The organism is Tychonema sp. LEGE 06208 (assembly GCF_015207505.1).
In the GTDB taxonomy this organism is placed as follows: Bacteria; Cyanobacteriota; Cyanobacteriia; order Cyanobacteriales; family Microcoleaceae; genus Microcoleus.
The window spans coordinates 21,289-41,284 of the sequence record NZ_JADEWT010000034.1 but is presented as its reverse complement, the minus strand read 5'-3'; the positions used below and the strand labels follow the sequence as shown (position 1 = coordinate 41,284).

The 19,996-nt window shown below is 45.9% G+C and carries 20 protein-coding genes; 13 read left to right on the top strand and 7 right to left on the bottom strand.

What is annotated here, in order from left to right:
• Positions 1–253: 253 nt before the first annotated feature.
• Entirely contained in the window at positions 254–1,147 is an 894-nt protein-coding gene (locus IQ263_RS11730) for a cyanophycinase (RefSeq protein ID WP_194067581.1), read from the bottom strand.
• Between IQ263_RS11730 and IQ263_RS11725 the strand changes: the two genes are divergently transcribed.
• A complete protein-coding gene (locus tag IQ263_RS11725) occupies positions 1,146–1,331 on the top strand; it encodes a hypothetical protein (protein ID WP_194067580.1) in 186 nt (61 codons plus the stop codon). The genes IQ263_RS11730 and IQ263_RS11725 overlap by 2 nt on opposite strands.
• Positions 1,332–1,501: 170 nt before the next feature.
• Positions 1,502–2,197 carry a tRNA (guanosine(37)-N1)-methyltransferase TrmD gene (trmD, locus tag IQ263_RS11720; protein ID WP_194067579.1) on the top strand — a complete coding sequence of 232 codons (696 nt, stop codon included), beginning with the start codon at positions 1,502–1,504 and terminating at the stop codon, positions 2,195–2,197.
• Positions 2,198–2,277: 80 nt separating this feature from the next.
• On the opposite strand, the gene IQ263_RS11715 is transcribed toward trmD, so the two are convergent.
• Positions 2,278–2,637, bottom strand: a complete 360-nt coding sequence (locus IQ263_RS11715; RefSeq protein ID WP_194067578.1) for a hypothetical protein — start codon at positions 2,635–2,637, stop codon at positions 2,278–2,280.
• Between the two features lie 119 nt (positions 2,638–2,756).
• Here IQ263_RS11715 and ispF point away from each other — a divergent pair, with 119 nt between their 5' ends.
• The 5 genes from ispF to larB all read left to right on the top strand — a co-directional run bounded on the left by ispF (position 2,757) and on the right by larB (position 7,386).
• Entirely contained in the window at positions 2,757–3,236 is a 480-nt protein-coding gene (ispF, locus tag IQ263_RS11710; RefSeq protein ID WP_194067577.1) for a 2-C-methyl-D-erythritol 2,4-cyclodiphosphate synthase, read from the top strand.
• 33 nt (positions 3,237–3,269) lie between these two features.
• Positions 3,270–3,788: a hypothetical protein gene (locus IQ263_RS11705; RefSeq protein WP_194067576.1), complete on the top strand. Its 519-nt coding sequence runs from the start codon at positions 3,270–3,272 to the stop codon at positions 3,786–3,788.
• Positions 3,766–4,368 (top strand): PIN domain-containing protein, encoded by a 603-nt coding sequence (locus IQ263_RS11700; RefSeq protein WP_333195192.1) that lies wholly within the window; start codon positions 3,766–3,768, stop codon positions 4,366–4,368. Before IQ263_RS11705 ends, IQ263_RS11700 begins: the two co-directional genes overlap by 23 nt.
• A gap of 28 nt (positions 4,369–4,396) precedes the next feature.
• On the top strand, positions 4,397–6,169 hold the full coding sequence (locus tag IQ263_RS11695; protein ID WP_194067574.1) for an ABC transporter substrate-binding protein: 1,773 nt from the start codon (positions 4,397–4,399) through the stop codon (positions 6,167–6,169).
• Positions 6,170–6,612: 443 nt separating this feature from the next.
• Complete coding sequence (gene larB, locus IQ263_RS11690) at positions 6,613–7,386, top strand: nickel pincer cofactor biosynthesis protein LarB (RefSeq protein ID WP_194067573.1); 774 nt, start codon at positions 6,613–6,615, stop codon at positions 7,384–7,386.
• A gap of 500 nt (positions 7,387–7,886) precedes the next feature.
• Here larB and IQ263_RS11685 read toward each other — a convergent pair whose 3' ends face one another.
• On the bottom strand, positions 7,887–8,582 hold the full coding sequence (locus IQ263_RS11685) for a hypothetical protein (protein WP_228049980.1): 696 nt from the start codon (positions 8,580–8,582) through the stop codon (positions 7,887–7,889).
• Positions 8,583–8,820: 238 nt separating this feature from the next.
• On the opposite strand from IQ263_RS11685, the gene IQ263_RS11680 reads away from it, so the two are divergent.
• From IQ263_RS11680 to IQ263_RS11670, 3 genes are all read left to right on the top strand, one after another.
• Complete coding sequence (locus tag IQ263_RS11680) at positions 8,821–9,033, top strand: chlorophyll a/b-binding protein (RefSeq protein WP_194008161.1); 213 nt, start codon at positions 8,821–8,823, stop codon at positions 9,031–9,033.
• A 145-nt stretch (positions 9,034–9,178) separates the two neighbouring features.
• Positions 9,179–9,718 carry a photosystem II reaction center PsbP gene (gene psbP, locus IQ263_RS11675; RefSeq protein WP_194067572.1) on the top strand — a complete coding sequence of 180 codons (540 nt, stop codon included), beginning with the start codon at positions 9,179–9,181 and terminating at the stop codon, positions 9,716–9,718.
• 318 nt (positions 9,719–10,036) lie between these two features.
• Positions 10,037–10,687: a Maf family protein gene (locus tag IQ263_RS11670; RefSeq protein WP_194067571.1), complete on the top strand. Its 651-nt coding sequence runs from the start codon at positions 10,037–10,039 to the stop codon at positions 10,685–10,687.
• Positions 10,688–11,022: 335 nt separating this feature from the next.
• Here the strand turns inward: IQ263_RS11670 and IQ263_RS11665 are convergent, their stop codons facing one another.
• On the bottom strand, positions 11,023–11,943 hold the full coding sequence (locus tag IQ263_RS11665) for a calcium-binding protein (RefSeq protein ID WP_194067570.1): 921 nt from the start codon (positions 11,941–11,943) through the stop codon (positions 11,023–11,025).
• A 426-nt stretch (positions 11,944–12,369) separates the two neighbouring features.
• On the opposite strand from IQ263_RS11665, the gene eno reads away from it, so the two are divergent.
• Positions 12,370–13,650: a phosphopyruvate hydratase gene (eno, locus tag IQ263_RS11660; RefSeq protein WP_194067569.1), complete on the top strand. Its 1,281-nt coding sequence runs from the start codon at positions 12,370–12,372 to the stop codon at positions 13,648–13,650.
• 124 nt (positions 13,651–13,774) lie between these two features.
• Here the strand turns inward: eno and argC are convergent, their stop codons facing one another.
• The gene (gene argC, locus IQ263_RS11655) at positions 13,775–14,833 is read right to left on the bottom strand and encodes an N-acetyl-gamma-glutamyl-phosphate reductase (protein ID WP_194067568.1); all 1,059 of its coding nucleotides are present in this window, start codon (positions 14,831–14,833) and stop codon (positions 13,775–13,777) included.
• A gap of 307 nt (positions 14,834–15,140) precedes the next feature.
• Here argC and IQ263_RS11650 point away from each other — a divergent pair, with 307 nt between their 5' ends.
• Positions 15,141–16,157: a sulfate/molybdate ABC transporter ATP-binding protein gene (locus IQ263_RS11650; protein WP_194067567.1), complete on the top strand. Its 1,017-nt coding sequence runs from the start codon at positions 15,141–15,143 to the stop codon at positions 16,155–16,157.
• 238 nt (positions 16,158–16,395) lie between these two features.
• On the opposite strand, the gene IQ263_RS11645 is transcribed toward IQ263_RS11650, so the two are convergent.
• Complete coding sequence (locus IQ263_RS11645; RefSeq protein WP_194067566.1) at positions 16,396–16,737, bottom strand: low temperature-induced protein; 342 nt, start codon at positions 16,735–16,737, stop codon at positions 16,396–16,398.
• Positions 16,738–17,267: 530 nt separating this feature from the next.
• Entirely contained in the window at positions 17,268–18,038 is a 771-nt protein-coding gene (gene hisF, locus IQ263_RS11640; protein ID WP_194067565.1) for an imidazole glycerol phosphate synthase subunit HisF, read from the bottom strand.
• Positions 18,039–18,857: 819 nt separating this feature from the next.
• On the opposite strand from hisF, the gene IQ263_RS11635 reads away from it, so the two are divergent.
• Positions 18,858–19,844, top strand: coding sequence for an adenylate/guanylate cyclase domain-containing protein (locus IQ263_RS11635; RefSeq protein WP_194008151.1), 987 nt, complete (start codon positions 18,858–18,860; stop codon positions 19,842–19,844).
• Positions 19,845–19,996 lie beyond the last annotated feature (152 nt).

Here is a 19,996-nt window from a genome sequence, read left to right as displayed (position 1 = left end):
TAGCGTCGCGGGCGCGATATCCGTTTTTGGGCCCGTCAGCGTTGAAAATTCATGGCAGAGCGATCGGCTCAAAACAAGCAAAAGTCAAGGTTCGGTAGAAACTAGAACGCAGAAGGTAGAATTATTTTGTTGATTCTACCTTCTGGGGTCAGCCCCTGGCTTCACGGCTAATCTATTGTATTGCTGCATCCATTATTTGACCGGAATGCCACCTAATTTCTGCCGAATCAATGACTCTAATATTCTGCATTAGTTAGTTAGCTGTGCGACATTCCGAAGGCCAGCCCGACTCCGAACAAGCTGCCGATGCCATCGGTTTGCCTAGGGGCATATTGTAGCAATCGCCGTGACACAGCACGTGCAAGCGCATATTGAACAGACTTAAGGGTTCTGTCGCTCCTACTTGAGACTCGTTGGTATAAAAGTTTTCCCGAGAATCAACAATAGTCACAGTGCCTTTACCGAGAACTTTCAGAGTATCGTCTCCCTCAAATAAGGCGCAGGTGTCTTCGTCAATACCAATAGCGAGGCGATCGGGATAGCAAGCCACAGCCGACAGCAAGCGAGCCATGCGGTTTCGGTTGTGAAAATGCTGATCGACGATAATCTCTGGAATAATGTTAAGTCCGTTTGCCATATCTACTAAAGAACGATTCGGCGACGCGCCGCTTCCCCCACCTGCAATCATGTGATATCCCATCACTGCAGCACCCGCGCTGGTGCCGGCGAGGGTAATCTTGCCTTCTTGAGCTTCTTTGCGAATTTTCTCCATCAGCGGGGTGTCCGCCAGTAGCCCGCAGAGCCGCAGTTGGTCGCCACCTGTGATGAATACGCCCGTACAGTCTTCTAAATAATCTTTCCAGACGGGATTTTCTGCTTGTTGGCGTTCGCGGATGTCCACTACTTTGACAGCGCTAACGCCCATTTCGTCAAATATAGTGCGGTAGCGGTTGCTCGTTCCTTCGGGGTCTCGCGAAGCGCAAGGAACGATCGCCAGCCGAGCGTTTGTCCCCCCAGCACGGCAAAAAAAGGTATTCAGAATCTCTCGCCCGTGAACTTTGTCTTCGGCTCCTCCGATGACCATAATCGAGGTTTTGATGCGCTGGGGAAGATTTTGTTCGAGGGCTGGAGATGTCAACTGCTGCATGGTGTGTCTTCCTCTGGTGGATGTGAAATTCAATTTTGCTGTGGTTGTGGGTAGAATTGGGCTTTTTAAGAGTAAATATTTTTTTGTAGCAGTGATGTGCGGGCGGCGTAACTATCCCGAGCCAGAATCGCCTCACGCGCGATCGGGCAGTTTGGGGGCGAGTTTACTCGATCCGCTGTCCTGAGAACTGATTATTTTTGTACAACAAAACCGGACACCAGACAAAGGAAGAGGATTTAACTTGCAAAAATTCTCACAAATTATAAGAAATTATAAATAATAATGCAATTACTGAAAACGGATACCCCTCTAAGGGTCAAACTAGAGGAGATGTATCAATAAATTCCAATTATTTTGCGATTTGACGTTGTAACTCTATTTCCAGAATTTTTTCTCGCTCCCCTAGCATCGGGACTGATGGGCAAAGCCTTAGCTAAAAAGATTGCTGAGGTGAATTTTGTCAATCCCCGCGATTTTACCACAGACAAGCACCAGCGAGTGGATGATGAGCCTTACGGGGGCGGAGTGGGGATGCTGATGAAGCCGGAACCGATTTTTGCGGCGGTGGAGTCGCTACCTGTGTTACCGAGGCGCGAGGTGATTTTGCTGACTCCGCAGGGCGAACCGATGCAGCAGCCGATGTTTCGGGAGTTCGCCACCGATCGCGATCAGTTAGTGTTGATTTGCGGGCACTATGAAGGTGTGGACGATCGAGTCCTGCATTTGGTAACTCGCGAAGTGTCTCTAGGCGATTTTGTGCTCACCGGGGGCGAAATTCCGGCTTTGGCTTTGATTAATGGGGTTTTGCGATTGCTGCGGGGAACTGTAGCAAAGGAAGATTCGCTGAAGTTTGAGAGTTTTGAAGACGGACTTTTGGATTATCCGCAGTACACTCGACCGGCCGATTTCCGGGGATTGAAGGTTCCCGACGTATTGCTGTCTGGTAATCACGCAGAAATTGCTCGCTGGCGCAGGGAACAGCAAATTGAAAAAACTCGATCGCGCCGATCGGATTTGTACGATCGGTGGTTGGAGGAGAGGGGAGAATAAGGTTTGAGGAGGTAGCCGTTATTAGTTGGAGCTTCAGGGATGATTAGCACTTTAAAGCTAATAGAACTCCCCAGGCAGCACTAACTTACTGTTTTGCTTATTGAAGCTTTCAAGCCAACAGCCGCTAAAAGATGTCTTAGTCGATCGGTCTCACATTTAGTTCCGACAAAAACAGAACCAGGCATCTTCTTTTTTAACATCATCGCTTCAGCTAATGACAATTCCATAGCCTGACGCAGGATTTTTGTTACAACTGTTGCACCTTGTTCTTTTTCCAATACAATCAAGTTCCAAGTCCCTTCTTTTGCTAAAATCTCTTTTCTCATTTCGTTAGGTATAGCATCAGTATTATCTAACTCGATTGCCTCCCCGCAATAAGGACAGCTATAAGATAGATGCCAGACAACTTTTTTGTCGAAGACAGACTGACCAACCGACATTTGTATGTCTTTGCTACAATTACCGCAAAGTCCGTAAATCAAGACCATTATTTTTCAGCTATCTCCTCACAAATATGAAATAATTGTTTTTTGCTATACTTCCCAAACCTAAATTTTACATGAACATCCGCATCGGTAACGGCTACGACATTCACTGCTTAGTTCCAGAACGCCCCCTAATCCTTGGCGGCGTACACATTCCCCACGAATTAGGCTTATTAGGACACAGCGACGCAGACGTGCTGACCCACGCGATTATGGACGCGATGCTGGGAGCTCTCAGCTTGGGAGATATCGGCCTGTATTTCCCGCCAACTGACCCAAAATGGAAAGGTGCAGACAGTCTAGTGTTGCTAGAACAAGTCAATCAGTTAATATTAGATAAAGGCTGGGAAATTGGCAATATTGACTCGGTGGTGGTGGCCGAACGTCCCAAGCTGAAACCGCATATTGAGCAAATGCGCGATCGGCTTTCTGGTGTTCTACAACTAAAACCAGACCAAGTAGGCATCAAAGCTACTACCAACGAAAAGTTAGGCCCTGTGGGGAGAGAAGAAGGAATCGCCGCCTACGCTGTAGTTTTGTTGATGCTAAAATAGAACTTTAATCTACGTTTTAGGAAGACCAAAACCATGCAAACTGAAACCTTGGATTTAGAGTTACCCATAGACGCGGATATTATCGCATTGGATAAGGACGATCGCACAGTCGTGCTCATCGAGGTTAAAATCATTCAAGCTCAAGAAGCAGCCGCCAAACAGAAAATTGTCGATCGCGCGATCGATTGGGTGAAAACAGCCCTATCAAAACTCTCAGAAACAAATGCGGTCATTCCTTATGCTATGTTTGTTGACCTCGAAGAAATTCTCGTTTTCAAATGGGACGGTACTCTTTTATCTGAAGCAGTTTTATGTTTAAGAACGGCTGACATCCTTCACTATTATGACTCAAAATTAGGCGACCAGCGGATATTTGAGCCATACTTAACTAGGCTGATTGAAGCATGGTTGCGTGACTTAGCTTATAATTGGAAGTCTGAGATTCCGCCAGCATCGGAACAGATAACAGCAATCGGTTTGCTACCGCTGCTAGCAGGTGGAACAACAAAGTCAAGGGTAGAAATTGGTGGTGATTTTATATATAGAAACTAACTTTTTGATGAGTATTGCTACAGGTCGCGATCCTGATGCCAATCACTTGTTACTGAGTGTCCCAACATCAGTCCGCATTGCCATACCTGCTATTTGCTGCATGGAAGCTCTCTCGGCTTTAGAAGACGAGATCAAGCGCCGCAACCGTTTTGCAGATGAACAGAAAAAACAAATTAGCCAGCTCAAGCGCGATCTTACTTCGCCTTATGCTAAGTCTCTTTTATTCCATGTAGAAGAGTCTTTGAATGAAAATGAAGGATTGCTCAATAATATTAAAGTACGTCTTTTTGAGGCTCTTGAATTATTAGCTGGCAATGTGGAGATGATTGAACTAACAGCAGATACACTGCAAGAAAGCTTGAATACAGTTTTCATTGAAGAAGATCCGACAGATAATTTGATTCTCCACTGCATCTTGAATCACGCACACTTACACACTCATGAAGTCAAGGTATTTTTGAGCAATAATACAAAAGAATTTAGTGTGCCGGAAGTTCAAGATGCTTTGCGAGAAGCAGGAATAACCAAGTATTTCTCGGTCACTAAAGATTTTCTAGGTTGGCTACAATCTCAGTCATAATCGCACGCAGATGCTACAGTAAATTATTATGAAAAATTTCTCTATTTTACATTCAAAGCGCCGCTGGTTGGCTATTTTGCTAGCTCTAATTGCCACTGTCTGTCTGTCTGCTTGTCGTCCCGCCCGATCGCAATTAACCAACAGACTCGTAGTTCCCACCCCCAGCGGCCCGTCTACCTTCAACTACCCGCTAAATCAGTCTGCATATAGCGTTTTTAGCTATATGTACGAGGGATTGATTAACGAAAACGGCTTGACATCGCAGCTAGAACCAGGTTTAGCAGAGTCCTGGGAAGTCTCTAAAGACGGCAAAAAGATTGTCTTCACTTTGCGAGAGGGATTGAAATGGTCTGACGGCGAACCCATGACAACAGATGACATTATCTTCAGTTATGAAAAGATTTATTTCAATGACAAAATCCCTAGCGGCTTGAAAGATACTCTGAGAGTTGGCATGAGTCGCCAATTCCCCAAACTCAAAAAAATTGACAGCCGCCGCGTAGAATTTTCCGTTGCAGAACCCTTTGCTCCTTTTATTAGATATGCTGGAGGAATCCCAATTTTACCAGCTCACATTTTACAGGAAGCTGTCAGCAATACCGATGCAGGTGGCAACTCCCAATTCCTGTCTACTTGGGGTACAAATACCGATCCGAAAAAAATTGTCGGTAACGGTCAGTACCGAATGCTCAGCTATACTCCCAATCAGCGCGTGGTTTTGGAACGAAATCCGTATTTTTGGCGCAAAGATGCTGAGGGAAATGCTCAGCCCTACATCCAGCAAATTGTTTGGCAAATTATCGAAAATAGCGATACTCAACTGCTGAATTTTCGATCGGGCGATTTGGATACTCTGGACGTGCAGCCGGAAGTGTTCCCTCTGTTGAAACGAGAGGAAAAACGCGGCAAATATACGGTTTTCAACGGCGGCCCGGACACTGGTAGTGTGTTTATGACCTTCAATCTGAATCAGGGGCGCAATGCTCAAAATCAGCCGTTTGTAGACCCGGTTAAGTCTCGCTGGTTTACCAATCAGGAATTTCGGCAGGCCGTAGCCTACGGTATAGACAGATCCGCCATGACTAACAATATCTATCGCGGACTTGGCGCGCCCCTGTATTCCCCAATTCCGGCACAAAGTCCCTTTTACTTGTCTCCAGAACAGGGATTAAAAACTTACGATTACGATCCGCAAAAATCGAAAGAGTTGCTGTTGAATGCTGGTTTTAAATATAATAGTAACGGCGAGTTGTTGGATGCTGAGGGCAACAAGGTTCGATTTACTTTGTTAATAGCGGCGGGAAAAAAAGTTCGGGAACAAATGGCAACGCAAATTAAGCAAGATTTGGGCAAACTGGGAATGCAAATTGACACGCAGTTCCTGAGTTTTAATACTTACGTGGAAAAGCTGCGCCTGACGCGGAATTGGGATACTTACCTCGGCGGTTTTACGGGAGGTACTGAACCGCACAGCGGCTACAATATTTGGTCTGTAAATGGGACATTGCACAGTTTCAACCAGGGCCCGCAAGCCGGAGAACCGCCGATTAATGGTTGGAAAGTGTACCAATGGGAGCAAAAAATTGATGACATTTACGTAAAGGCTTCTCAAGAGCTTGATGAGGCGAAGCGCAAGGAACTTTATGGGGAGGCGCAGCGGATTATTACGGAACAATTGCCTTTTATTTATATGGTAAATCCGCTAACTTTTGAGGCGGTGCGCGATCGCATTTCGGGAATTCGCTATAGTGCGATCGGCGGTGCTTTCTGGAATTTGTACGAGCTGAAAATGACAGAATAGTTATTCGTTAGTTGTTATTGGTTATTGGTTATTGGTTGTTGGTTATTGGTTATTGGTTAGTTGTTGTTGGTTATTGGTTATTTGTTAGTTGTCATTGGCTATTGGTTATTAGTTACTAACAACTAACGACTGACAACTAACAATTGACAACTAACAACTAAAAACTAACAATTGACAACTAACAATTGACAACTAACAACTAACAACTAACAACTGACGACTAACAACTAACAACTAACAACTGACGACTAACAACTAACAACTAACAACTAACAACTGACGACTAACAACTAACAACTAACAACTAACAACTAACAACTAACAACTAACAACTGACAACTAACAACTAACAACTAACAACTAACAACTGACAACTAACAACTAACAACTGACAACTGACAACTAACAACTGACAACTAACAACTGACAACTGACTAATATTTATGCAACCTGAAATTTTACAAAAATTGCTCGAATCTGTGGCGGCGGGCGATGTAAGTCCCACCGCAGCTTTGGATAAATTAAAGCATTTTGACTTTCAACAAGTAGGTGATTTTGCCAAAATTGACCACCACCGCACTTTGAGAACAGGTTTTCCTGAAGTCATCTTGGGCCTAGGGAAAACACCAGACCAAATTGTTGAGATTGTCGAGGCGATGCGCGGGCGAAATCCTGTGGTGATGGCGACGCGAATTGAACCGGAAGTTTTCGAGCAATTGCAACAAAAAATACCCGATTTGTGCTACTACCAAAAGGCTCGAATTTGTGCAATTTCTGCTAATTCCCCAACTCCCCAGCATCCGGGTACTGTGACTATTATCAGTGCGGGAACGGCGGATTTGCCTGTGGCGGAAGAGGCGGCTGTGACGGCGGAACTTTGCGGTTTTGGGGTGCGGCGTTTGTGGGACGTGGGAGTTGCTGGAATTCACCGCTTGTTGAATAATCGGCACGTGATTGATGATGCTGATGTGTTGATTACGGTTGCTGGTATGGAGGGTGCTTTGGCTAGTGTAGTTGCGGGTTTGGCGGATTGTCCGGTGATTGCGGTGCCGACAAGTGTGGGTTACGGCGCGAGTTTTGGCGGGATTGCTCCTCTTTTAACTATGCTCAATTCTTGTGCGGCCGGTGTGGGTGTGGTTAATATTGATAACGGGTTTGGTGCGGCTATTTTAGCTTGTCAAATTTTAAGAACTGCTGGCAAAGTAGGGGAAAATTAAATAAGCTGTATTGCATTTAACTTGCTTTAGAGTTGTATTGCATTCTCGACATAAACTATCCCGAACAGTTTTGGACGCACTTCCGATAAAGCAACCGGGTTTTTTACTTTTTCGGCGGATTGCAGTGAAGAATTTTGGTACAAAAATCTGGTTTCTGGGAAAGGTGCGTTCTGGAGTGCTGGGTTTAATAGCGGAGGGTCGTCCGCACTACAAACCGTTTTTGTTATGGTAATCGATCGGACGCGATCGCAGTCCTAATTATCCGCCTTGAATCTGCGGTTTCTGTATCGATTCGGTGACTTAATGCAAGTCTTCTCTCCCGAAGCCCAAGGTTCAACAGAGGCAGAGTCTGGTAACGAGCTATCTAAAATCTACAATCTACAATCTCAAATCGACTGATTTTTCACATTTTTGAGAAAGGCTATATTCTTGAGGGCGGGTTCAGAACGCCCGCCCTAGGGATTGTTTGAACAAATGCAGACATATCCCAAACATCAAGCTCAGCCGCCTTGAACATCCAGCCAATGGGGATAACCGGAAGAATCCTCTGCTTTCAACTTTTGAGCCTGATAGGTCTTGGTAGTCCAATTAGCTACTGTTTGCAGGTTTTCTGTCAGACAACTTTCGCTGCCAAATGCTTCAAATCCCAAAGTCCAAGAGGGATTGCCGTTAATGTTCAATTGAGTAACTTCGACGCTGCAACCTTGGGGAACTGGGGCTTCTACTGGCACAGACATTAAGGAACCGGGGGCTGAAACTTGGTAAAGACGCAGCGCTCGCTTTTTCTTGACTCCCATCCACTTTCCTGTCGCCAGAATATCCGCCGATACCGGCGCCATCGTATCGGCACAAACCCACTTGAGCCACTTCTCGGCTTTGCCTTCCCAGCGGTTGCCGAACTGCATCGCCCCTAACTCTCCCTGACGCCACTTTACTTCTAGGGTTTTCCCGCGCAACTTCACTCCCAAGTAGTCGCAACCGGGTACTAGCAAATATATGTCTTCGCGCTCTTCTGGAGGCGACAGATACCCTCCGAGACTATCGCTTCCAAACCATTGCCCGATCGATTTTGGCAACGCACCGTTATAAAACCACCGCATTTCCAGACTGGCCCGCATAAACTTTTCCTCCGTTCCACAATTTTCGTCAAACCCAGACCGGATTTGCCACACACCATCGACTTCTGCACGTCTCAACTCTATCCTCCCCCCTCTTGGGCTCAGAGTCTACTCTCAGAGGATTTTAGATTTGAAAATTGCGAATATGCGAATAATTGATTATATAAGGGTTGAGAGCTTGTCTACTGTGGGATTTTTGGTGGAAACTCAGGTCAAAATAGGGTATTTGAAAAAAAAAATTACGCAATCCTTTACATTTCTTCATAAGTCTGTTACATTTAGTTACAGTACATGAAAAACAATTTAGGAAACAGACATGACTAACAAAGGCTTAATGCTGGACGACCAAGGTAAAATGAACAATTTTGCGATCGAGCCGACAGTATACATCGATGACGAACCCCGCACAGGCTTTACCCCCTACGCAGAACGTTTAAACGGCCGCCTTGCCATGATTGGCTTTGTTTCTCTCTTGGCTTTAGAAGTTTCGACCAAGCACGGACTGATTAGCTGGCTAACCAACCTGTAATGATTTTGTTAAAAATTAAACTTTACGGCTATGGCTTGCCAGCGATGCACAAATGGCAATCCATAGCTTAACTATTTTTAGGGGCTAGGTTTGGTGAGATAATTAAAATTAAATATTTTAGTGTCACCCTAATCGCGTAAAAATAATGCTCAAACGAATTGCGGCCCTACTTCTGGTGGTTCTAAGCCTCACCTTGACTGGTTGTGTGTCTCAAGTGACCGGACTCAAAAGCCACATTGATACTGGCGACGGCTATCAATTTCTCTATCCTAATGGCTGGCTGCCGATCGCAGTTTCTAATGGGCCCGATGTGGTGTTCCGCGATTTGATCCAGCAAACCGAGAATGTCAGCGTGGTAATCAGTCCAGTCGCGAAGGGGAAAACTTTGGCGGATTTGGGAACGCCGACGGAAGTGGGATACAAGCTTAGCAAAAATTCCCTCGTCTCGACAGATTCTGGCCGCGAAGCTGAATTAATCAGTGCAGAAGCTCGCGAATCGCGATCGAAAAGCTATTACATTTTAGAATACGCAGTCAAACTCCCAAACCAAGAACGGCACAACTTAGCCAGCGTAGCCGTCAGCCGCGGCAAACTTTTTACCCTTAATGTTTCCACTACCGAAGAACGCTGGCCGAAGGTAAAAGAAGCTTTTGAGAAAGTCGTTAAATCTTTCTCTGTTTATTAAGCTAAAAAGTTATTGGTTATTGGTTATTTGTTGTTTGTTGTTTGTTATTGGTTATTGGTTATTGGTTATTTGTTGTTTGTTGTTTGTTGTTTGTCATTTGTCATTTGTTATTGGGCATCGGGCATCGGGCATCGGGCATCGGGCATTGTAATTGAAACCCACAAATAACCAATGACTAATGACTACTGACTAATGACTAATGACTAATGACTAATGACTAATGACTAATGACTGATGACTGATAACTGATGACAGCAGGAGGGCACCCACGCACCATCCACCGCCCCTAATTACTAATGACTAATGACTTCTTAAATTATGAATATTCCAACTTTTGTATTGGCTTCAGCTTCCCCGGCGCGCCGCAGCCTACTAAATAGTGCTGGGATTCAAGCTGTGATTTGCCCCAGCGACTTTGATGAAGGGCAAATACAAATGAGGGACGCTACTCAATTAGTCCAAGTTTTAGCAGAGGGAAAAGCTGAAGCTGTAGCTAGCTTTTTGCTGGCTAATTCTCACCCGCAAATCCCCAATCCCAAATCTTGTTTGGTGTTGGGATGCGATTCAATTTTGGTCATTGATGGCGAAATTCACGGCAAGCCGAAGGATGCCGAAGAAGCAATTTTGCGCTGGCAGAAAATGTGCGGAAAAGTTGGCGCACTTTATACGGGTCATGCTTTAATTGATACGAGATTTGATAGTTTCGATCGCGCAATCGAGCGATCGATAGTTCGCTATCAAGTGACAAAAGTTCATTTTGCCGAAGTTACCTCGCGCCAAATTGCGGCCTACGTCGCTACGGGAGAACCCCTCGCCTGTGCTGGCTGTTTTGCACTGGAAGGTAAAGGCGGATTTTTTGTGGAAAAAATTGAGGGCTGTCACACGAATGTGATCGGGTTGAGTTTGCCTCTGCTGCGGCGAATGCTGGGCGAAATGGGATATGATGTGGCGGATTTTTGGAAATTTTAATGTTGGCTGGATTGATCGGAAAATTGGTCTACGAATCTAATTCAAGAAACTGAGTTTTTTTGGGTTTCTGCACCTGTAAGCTGTCGGACATTTAAATTGTATGTTCAGGGTGATGCTCAAAGCCCACCCCACAATAGTTTTATTGTTTTTTGACATACAGTTTAAATGTAGAACAGCTTAACGAGGTTTTTTCATAAAAACCCGTTTCTGGCCACCCGCGCGAATCTAAGAAACCGGGTTTTTTGGAGTTTCTGCATTGTAACGAATTCTTCTGGCAAAAACCCGGTTTCTGGGCTACGGATCAAAACAAAAGAAACTGGGTTTTTTCACAAATCCTATCCAAGGGCGATCGCCCCGTCGGATACAGAGATAAACTGAAGTTGAGAAGGCGATACATCTTTCACCAAACCCAAAATATTGCCGGTACTAGCTTCTCGAATCACCGTCGCCTTAGTATTTAACACTCTAAACTCAAGAGTTCGAGGCTGTCCGGGAGGAAAAGGGCCGCTGGTGTCGTAATCTCTGGCATCACCAATTGTTAAAAACCTTTCGCTCAAAACAATATCGTTTCGCGTCAATCCTCCCGCCAATCCAATCACATCACCTTGAGTCGGATTGTAGTCGAGAATAAAATCTGCCGGCACTTCATCTACTTGACCCAGAAAATTGCCAGCAGGACGTGGTTGATCTGAACCAATTTCTCCCGAAGTTGTTTCAGCTTCTCTTCTGAGGACAAATAAATCTGCACCTTCTCCTCCCCAAAGTCTATCGATTCCAGCATCACCAATCAGAGTATCATTGCCTGTTTCACCTACTAAATTATCGCTGCCTTTACCGCCTCGAACAAAGTCATTTCCCGTACCTCCGTAAGCTACGTCATCGCCTAAATTTCCACTCAGAACATCGTTAGCGCATTCTCCGTACAGGATGTCAAAATCTTGACCGCCGCGAATAGTATCGTTCCCACAACCTCCGATTAAAGTATCTGTGCCGTCGTTCCCGTTCATCAGTTCCGGCCCACCGGAACCTCGGACAAAATCGTCGCCGGCTAAGGCCCGCAAACCTCCGGTAGTGTTGCGGAGAATGCCGTTAGCTAATTGAACGATATCGTCATTGGGAGTAAGGTCAAAAAAGTTGGGATCGCTACCTGAATTTGGCAAAGGCCCTGTCAGTAATCTGATGTTTGGGGGATCGGGAATTATGGGGTCGGCGTTTTCAGCTAATGCTCTAACTTCTCCAGGATTTGTTTCTAACATTTTAGGTTTTTCCTATTTGATTGAGTTTGTCGATCTTCCTATCTTAACAAAGGTTTCAATGGGAGCATCTGGGGCTTTGCCACAATCATTTTTTTACTGTGCGTTTGCTCTCGCTCGCGTGCGCTTGCTCCCCTCGCGCGCCAGACAGCTACAGATGCTGGCGCACAGATGCTCCCGGTTGCAATTAACTATTCTGCGTGAATCTGCTGTGAAAAAAATTAAATTACTGTCAAAATGATCTAAGATCATTTTTCAACAAATATTGCTTGTTGACACCAAAGCGATCGCCCAAATCCGCAAAAAGTTTGAAATGAGCGCTAATAATTGTGGGGATCGCGTACTCTATTACCCGTTAGCAGTCAGTTACCGAAAGCCTGCTGAATGCTAATTGTCATCAACCATTGAGTTAAGTCAGGAATCGTTAATATGCAAGACACTGCGATCGAATCTATTCAAGCCAGAGAAATTCTCGACTCCCGCGGCCGCCCCACCATTGAAGCTGAAGTTTATCTAGCTAACGGTGTTGTGGGCCTCGCCCAAGTCCCCAGCGGTGCATCTACAGGCTCTTTTGAAGCCCACGAATTGCGAGACGGCGACAAAAACCGTTACGGCGGGAAAGGAGTCTTGAAGGCTGTTGCTAATGTCGAGCACAAAATTGCCCCCGCTTTGGCTAATTTGGATGCGATCGACCAAGCACTGGTAGACCAAACCATGATTGACTTGGACGGTTCTCCCAACAAATCCCACCTCGGAGCAAATGCCATTCTCGGAGTCTCCCTGGCCACAGCAAAGGCTGCCGCCGAGACTTTAGGACTCCCCCTTTATCGCTACTTGGGCGGCACTTTAGCGAACGTTTTACCCGTACCTTTGATGAACGTGATCAACGGTGGTTCCCACGCGGACAACAACGTAGACATTCAAGAGTTTATGATTGTACCTGTGGGAGCGCCTTCTTTTAAGGAAGCTTTGCGCTGGGGAGCAGAAATATTTGCTAGTCTGGCTAATGTCTTGAAAGACAAAAATTTGCTGACTGGTGTTGGGGATGAAGGAGGTTTTGCTCCTAATTTGGGTTCCAATCAGGAAGCTTTGGATTTGTTGATGATGGCAATTGAAAAAGCTGGTTACAAGCCTGGGGAACAAGTTGCTTTGGCTTTGGATGTTGCTGCTAGCGAGTTTTATAAAGATGGGCAGTATACTTACGACGGTGTGGCTCATTCGCCGGCGGAATTAATCGATTATTTGGATGGTTTGGCTGGTCAATATCCGATCGTTTCCATTGAAGATGGTTTGCATGAAGACGATTGGGACAGTTGGGTGGCGCTGACTCAGAAAATGGGTAGCAAAGTTCAGTTGGTGGGTGACGATTTGTTTGTGACTAATCGCACGCGCTTGCAAAAGGGAATTGATTTGAAGGCTAGCAATTCGATTTTGATTAAGCTGAATCAAATTGGTTCTTTGACGGAGACGTTGGATACGATCGACCTCGGCAAACGAAACAGCTATCGATCAATCATCAGCCACCGTTCTGGTGAAACTGAGGATACCACGATTGCTGATTTAGCGGTAGCGACTCGCGCTGGTCAAATCAAGACTGGTTCTTTGTGCCGCAGCGAACGGGTTGCTAAATACAACCGTTTGTTACGGATTGAGGACGAATTGGGCGATCGGGCGATCTATGCTGGTGCGATCGGTTACGGGCCGAAATAACACTTAGTAATTGAGCATGGGGCATGGGTAATTGGGAATGGGTAATTGGTAATCGGTTAGTTTTTAATTTTCAGAACCAATGCCCTGTTTGGCCGATGCCCAATGCCCAATTCCCAATGCCCAATTAAGGATACAAAGCCAATTGAGGCAAACCCAAAGTTTCTTCCCAACCCATCATCAAGTTCATGCACTGAATGCCTTGACCGGCTTGACCTTTAATTAAATTGTCGATCGCCGACATCACAATTACCCTGTCAGTGCGCGGATCGACTTCCACGCCAATGTAACAAAGATTCGTGCCACAAGCCCATTTTGTTTGCGGATAAACCCCAGCCGGCAAGACTTTCACTAAAGGAGAATTGCGGTAAAAAGCGCTGAAAATAGTGATTAAATCTTCCCGTACCAATCCCGGATCGCGCAAATTTGCGTAAACAGTTGCCAGAATTCCCCGCACCATCGGTACCAGGTGTGGAGTAAATTGGACTTTGATATCTTGTCCGGCTAAATCGCTGCAAATTTGCTCAATTTCTGGCGTATGGCGGTGGCGGCCAACTCCGTAAGCGCCTATGGAATTGTCAGCTTCTGCTAATAACAGATTAACTTCGGCTTTGCGGCCCCCTCCCGAAGTTCCTGATTTAGCGTCGATAATTGCTGTTTCTGGTACGATTAGACCTTGTTTTAGCAAGGGTGCCAGGGCTAATAAGCTAGCGGTGACGTAGCAACCGGCACAGCCTACTAATTGAGCGTCTTTAATGCGATCGCGATACAATTCTGGCAAACCGTAAACAGCGGTAGCAGCGAGTTCAGAGTCCGATCGCTCGCCACCGTACCAAGCTTTGTAAGTTTCTAGATTTTCAAATCTGTAATCAGCCGACAAATCCAAGACTTTGCACCCTTTTTCGATCAGCTTCGGTGCCATTTGGCAAGCTAAACCGTTGGGCAGCGACAGAAACACAACTTCACATTTTTCCGCTACTCGATCTAAGTCGATCGCCTCAATAGTCAAGTCAATGCAGTTAGTCAGATGGGGATAAAGGCTGGAAAAAGGTTTTCCCGCACTGCTATCCCCGCCCAAATACACTACTTCCGCCGCTGGGTGATCTGCCAGCAGTCGCACAAGTTGCACGCCGCCGTAACCTGAAGCGCCGATAATTCCTACAGGCACACGTCCAACATCTCCCATTTTCCTTTATCCCCTCAGCCGTTGAAGTCAAAAACGCTTGAACTTTTGCTGCATTGTAGTACCAAATGCCAACTTTGGTGACAAAGAATTATATTGTTTTGTGATGGAGGTGCATTTTAGAGAATTTTCGGGCTTTCCAGAGGCAGGTAAGACCATAAAATTAAGTAACTGATGCGCGATCGTGGGATAAAATCTTACATAAACCTATCCATAAACCGGGGATTAACATTTTTCGCTCTTTCCTGGAACCTCGAAGCTCAACATCCATCCGTTAAATCCATTACACTCATCCGTTGCCGAACTTCCTATGGGTATCGTCGTAGAAAATGTAAGTAAACAGTTTGGCAGTTTCCAAGCACTCGATAAAGTCAGTTTAGAAATTGAATCAGGTTCCCTAGTCGCATTGCTAGGCCCGTCCGGTTCCGGCAAGTCAACCCTGCTGCGGCTGATTGCAGGTTTAGAAATGCCCGACTCCGGCAAAATCTGGCTGACAGGCCAAGATGCCACAAATACCAGCGTTCAAGAACGCAAAATTGGGTTTGTGTTTCAGCATTACGCGCTGTTCAAGCACATGACAGTGCGAAAAAACATCGCTTTCGGGATGGAAATTCAGAAAACTGCACCCGCCAAAGTCAAATCGCGGGTAGAAGAATTGTTGAATTTAGTGCAATTAGCAGGATTGGGGGATAGATACCCGTCGCAACTCTCAGGAGGTCAGCGGCAGCGCGTGGCCCTAGCCAGAGCCCTGGCTGTGGAACCGAAAGTGTTGCTACTAGACGAACCTTTTGGAGCTCTTGATGCTAAAGTCCGCAAAGATTTGCGCGCTTGGTTGCGCCGACTGCACGACGAAGTGCACGTTACCACCGTCTTTGTGACGCACGACCAAGAAGAAGCGATGGAAGTTGCGGATCACATTACAGTAATGAATAAAGGTCAAATCGAACAAGTAGGCACGCCCGCAGAAATTTATGACCATCCTGCTAGTGCCTTCGTCATGAGTTTTATCGGCCCTGTCAATGTCTTACCCAGCAGTTCGAGAATGTTTCAAGAAAACGGCTTTGACTCAGCCAACCCAGAGATTTTCTTGCGCCCTCACGACGTGATAATTGAAACTACCGAAAATAGTGCAACAGTGCCTGCAAGGATCAGTCGCTTGATTCATTTGGGATGGGAAATTCAGGTAGAATTAACCTTAGATGACGGTCAAGTAGTAAACGCTAATTTGACCAGAGAAAAGTTTGACCAATTGCAGTTACAGCCGCAGCAAAGAGTGTTCGTCAAGCCGAAAGGTGCTAAATCTTTTCCGCTTTTTTATTCTATCTGATATCAGGTGCGATCGAGCGATCGAACCCTCTGATACCAATTCCGGTTGCACTCATACATGATTGTTGACTGTTGACTGTTGACTGGGGTCGAAAAACTGAATGGTTGAGTGTTAACTCTTGACTCGATTTTATTATTTTGATGCAATCTGAAACCGATCTAAATTGAGAGCAAACACACAAAAATCAAGGGACACGGCATTGCCTTGTCCCTAATTTTTCAGGCTGATAACTGTGGAGTTAGTCTTTAATGTTGCTCACAGCTTTTTTGACTTGTTGCTCAAAAGATGTAGCTCTTGTATTAGAAGGATTTTTCATCTTCTCGCTGTCAGCATCTCCCTGAACTTCATTAATCCCTTCATTAGCTTTTTTCTGAGTTTCTTCCAGAGACATCGGGTCTTTCAAAACAGCTTTTTGAGCTTCTTTCTCAATCCCCAAAAGTTGATCTTCACCCTTAGTGGGGCTGCTGGTAACGGCAAAAGCTGGGAAAGCATTGGAAACAAACATCAATGCACAAAAACAAACAGCTATTAAACTGCGAACAAAACGCTTGGCAGGAAGATTAAAGCTGATAAAAGACATACAAATTTTCTCCATTTTTACAAATTTTCATCGCTGAGATTGTTAACAGGCTGAAGCTCGTTCAAATTCTGTACAATCTTTAGCTCAAGTTGGACAAAAGCAACAGCCTTGAGCAGTGCTTCTTTCTTAAATTGAGGTAATATATAATATTTAGCCAAAAAAACGGAGATTTGAAATCCTTCTCAGGGAATATTTTGGCTTTGTGTCTTCCGATAGATGAGTCTGGTGCATCACTGAAGTCCGATTGAGATTTGAGATGGGAGTATCTGTGGCAGCATCTGAGGGGGCTCTCCTCGCTAAGGCAAAAAACCCGGTGTTTTTGAGCATCGTGGCTGCTATTCGACAGAGATCGATCGAGCAACCGGGTTTTTTGTCCCATGCATAATATCGTGGACGGTGGCATCGGAATCATAAAATCGAGTCAACAGTCAGTAGGGGCGGTGGATGGTGCGTGCGGGCCCTCTTAACAGTCAACAGTCAACAGTCAACAGTCACCTGACGGCGCAACCGGAATTGATATAACTCCTAAACTACTGCAGTCGCACGGGAACTTGATGTTTTGCTAGATAAGTCTTAATTTCTCCGACGCTCAGTTGCCCGTAATGTAGGAGGGAAGCTAGGAGTGCGGCTTCTGCTTTGCCCTCTGTCACCGCTTCGTAGATGTGGTGACAGTTACCCGCGCCGCCGGAAGCAATCACCGGAATTTCTACAACTTCGGCGATGCTGCGGGTTAATCCCAAGTCGTAACCGGCTTGAGTTCCGTCAGAGTCCATGCTAGTCAACAGAATTTCGCCGGCACCGCGCTGTGCGGCTTCCTTGGCCCAGACGATCGCATCTTTCCCGGTATTTTCTCGCCCCCCGCGCACGTACACGTCCCAACCGGGATTATCGGCATCTTGCCGTTTGCGGGCGTCGATCGCCACTACAATGCACTGATTGCCGAATCGATCGCTGGCTTTGTCAATCAAACTCGGATCGCGCACTGCCGCCGAATTAATGCTGACCTTATCAGCGCCCGCCCTCAACAAACTTTTAATCGTGTCCAAGGATTGGATGCCGCCGCCGACAGTCAAAGGGATAAATACTCGATCGGCAGTTTGGTATACCACATCAATCATAATGTTCCGGTCTTCGTGAGTCGCGGTAATGTCCAGAAACACCAACTCGTCAGCACCCGCATCGTTGTATACCTGAGCCATTTCCACCGGATCGCCAGCATCCTTAAGGTTGACAAAATTGACACCTTTGACCACGCGGCCGGCTTTCACATCCAAACAAGGCAAAATTCTTTTTGACAACATAAAATTCTCGTGTTTGTAATTTATACCAGTTCCCAAAAAAAATGCAACTGTAGCCTCGCGACCGAAACCATTATGCAGTAAGTCAGATCCTGTCCGATCGATTGACGGATCTCAGTAAGGATCGCGGGTGCGTCAGTCAGTGTCGGCAATCCGGGAGCGGACGCTAGGACGCACGCGCGAACCATTTTTGCTATGGTAATCTATCGGACATGATATCAATCCCAATTTATGGAATCTAAAATCTAAAATGCTATTGTTGACAGATACTTCAAGCCCGGATCGGCCACTGCCCGGAACAGGCTCTGTTGATATCTGGCAAAATTAGAAGCCAAGTAACAAATCTTACAGGTAACTGATGTTTTAACAATTCCCGGTTGGAGCTACAGAGCCATTTGCCAGTTTTTTTTGGCAAAAAGCAGCAAATTTAACTCCTGAGATACATCTCTGGCGTAAAAAATATGACACTTTCGCTTAAGATCGAAACATAACTACCTTCGCTGGCGATCGTATTGTGGTTAGGCAATCCTGTACGGGTTCGGTGCATCGAGGATGGACTAAATAATTTTAAATTTTGAGAACAGCCGATTTAAGGTTTTTTACTGGCAATCATTAGTTATCAATAGTCCGGACAGTTTTCAATCACTAACGGCAGAATGGGGGTTTCATCCTTCTCAGTGAAGTCCAATGCTAAGGGTAAAATGAGGGTTTGGGCCTCGGTCTCAAAAACTCTCCGGAGTATTCATGATTGAGCCACGTACTAAAGTTAAGATTGAAAGTTGAAAACCTCAAATCGGTTGAATTGATGTTGTTTCTAGGGCTGTGGTGACTTTGCAAGCCAATCCACATTTGTTACTTCGTACAGAAAGCGGCAATCGCTACTTGCCGCTCTCCGGCAGCAATTGCTGGACAGTAGGGCGGAATGATGACAATAATTTTGTATTGACCGATCGCTGGATTTCTCGCAATCACGCGATGTTACAGCAAATGGAGACGGGAGAGTTCTACTTGATCGACTTGGGAAGCCGCAACGGTTCCTTTGTCAACGGGCGGCGGGTGAGTATTCCTGTGACGCTCCGAAATGGCGATCGGATTATTTTCGGTCAAACCGAATTGGATTTCTACAACCCAGCCTCCGGCCGCCGGATCGATCGAATACACGAGACAGACTCAGAAGATTTTACGGCGACTTTAACCGTCCGCAGCCTGATTACCGTCATGGTAATGGACATCCGAGATTTTACCGTTTTGACTAGACAGCTAGACGAAACCCTACTCTCCGAAGTCATCGGGAATTGGTTCCGCAAAGCAGGACACATCATTCGCGAACACGGCAGTTGGGTGGACAAATACATCGGCGATGCGATCATGGCCGTGTGGTTTCACAAACCAAGCGGTGTCAGCACCGAGGAAATGATGCGGATTTGCCAAGCCTTGAGCCAACTGCACAAGGCAACAGACGAACTCAGCAGCCGTTACCCCCTGCCTTTTCCTTTGCGAGTAGGGGCTGGCATTAATACCGGTTATGCAATGGTGGGAAATTCTGGCAGCAGCGATCGATCGGACTACACCGCCTTGGGAGATACCGTCAACGCAGCATTTCGCTTAGAATCTTGCACCAAGCAACTCGGCAAAGATATCGCCGTGGGAGAAACCACCTACAAATACCTGACCGAATTGGGTGCCGAGGGTGCTTTCGAGCAGCACACCGTTGCTTTAAAAGGTTACGAAACTCCCAGCGTGACTTACGGCGGTACTTATTCTGACTTGAACGCTTTTCTCAAAACCAAAGGAAAGAGTTCTGAATAGGTAAAAAACTGGGTGCAGCGTCAAAAATCAACCGATCGCCTCACCTGCGACTAATATCATATATAGTCCGCAATGTCAATACATGAATGTAAACTTTTTTGACATATCTGCGGGTGCTGCGGATTTATCTAACAAACTGCATAAGCAAAATG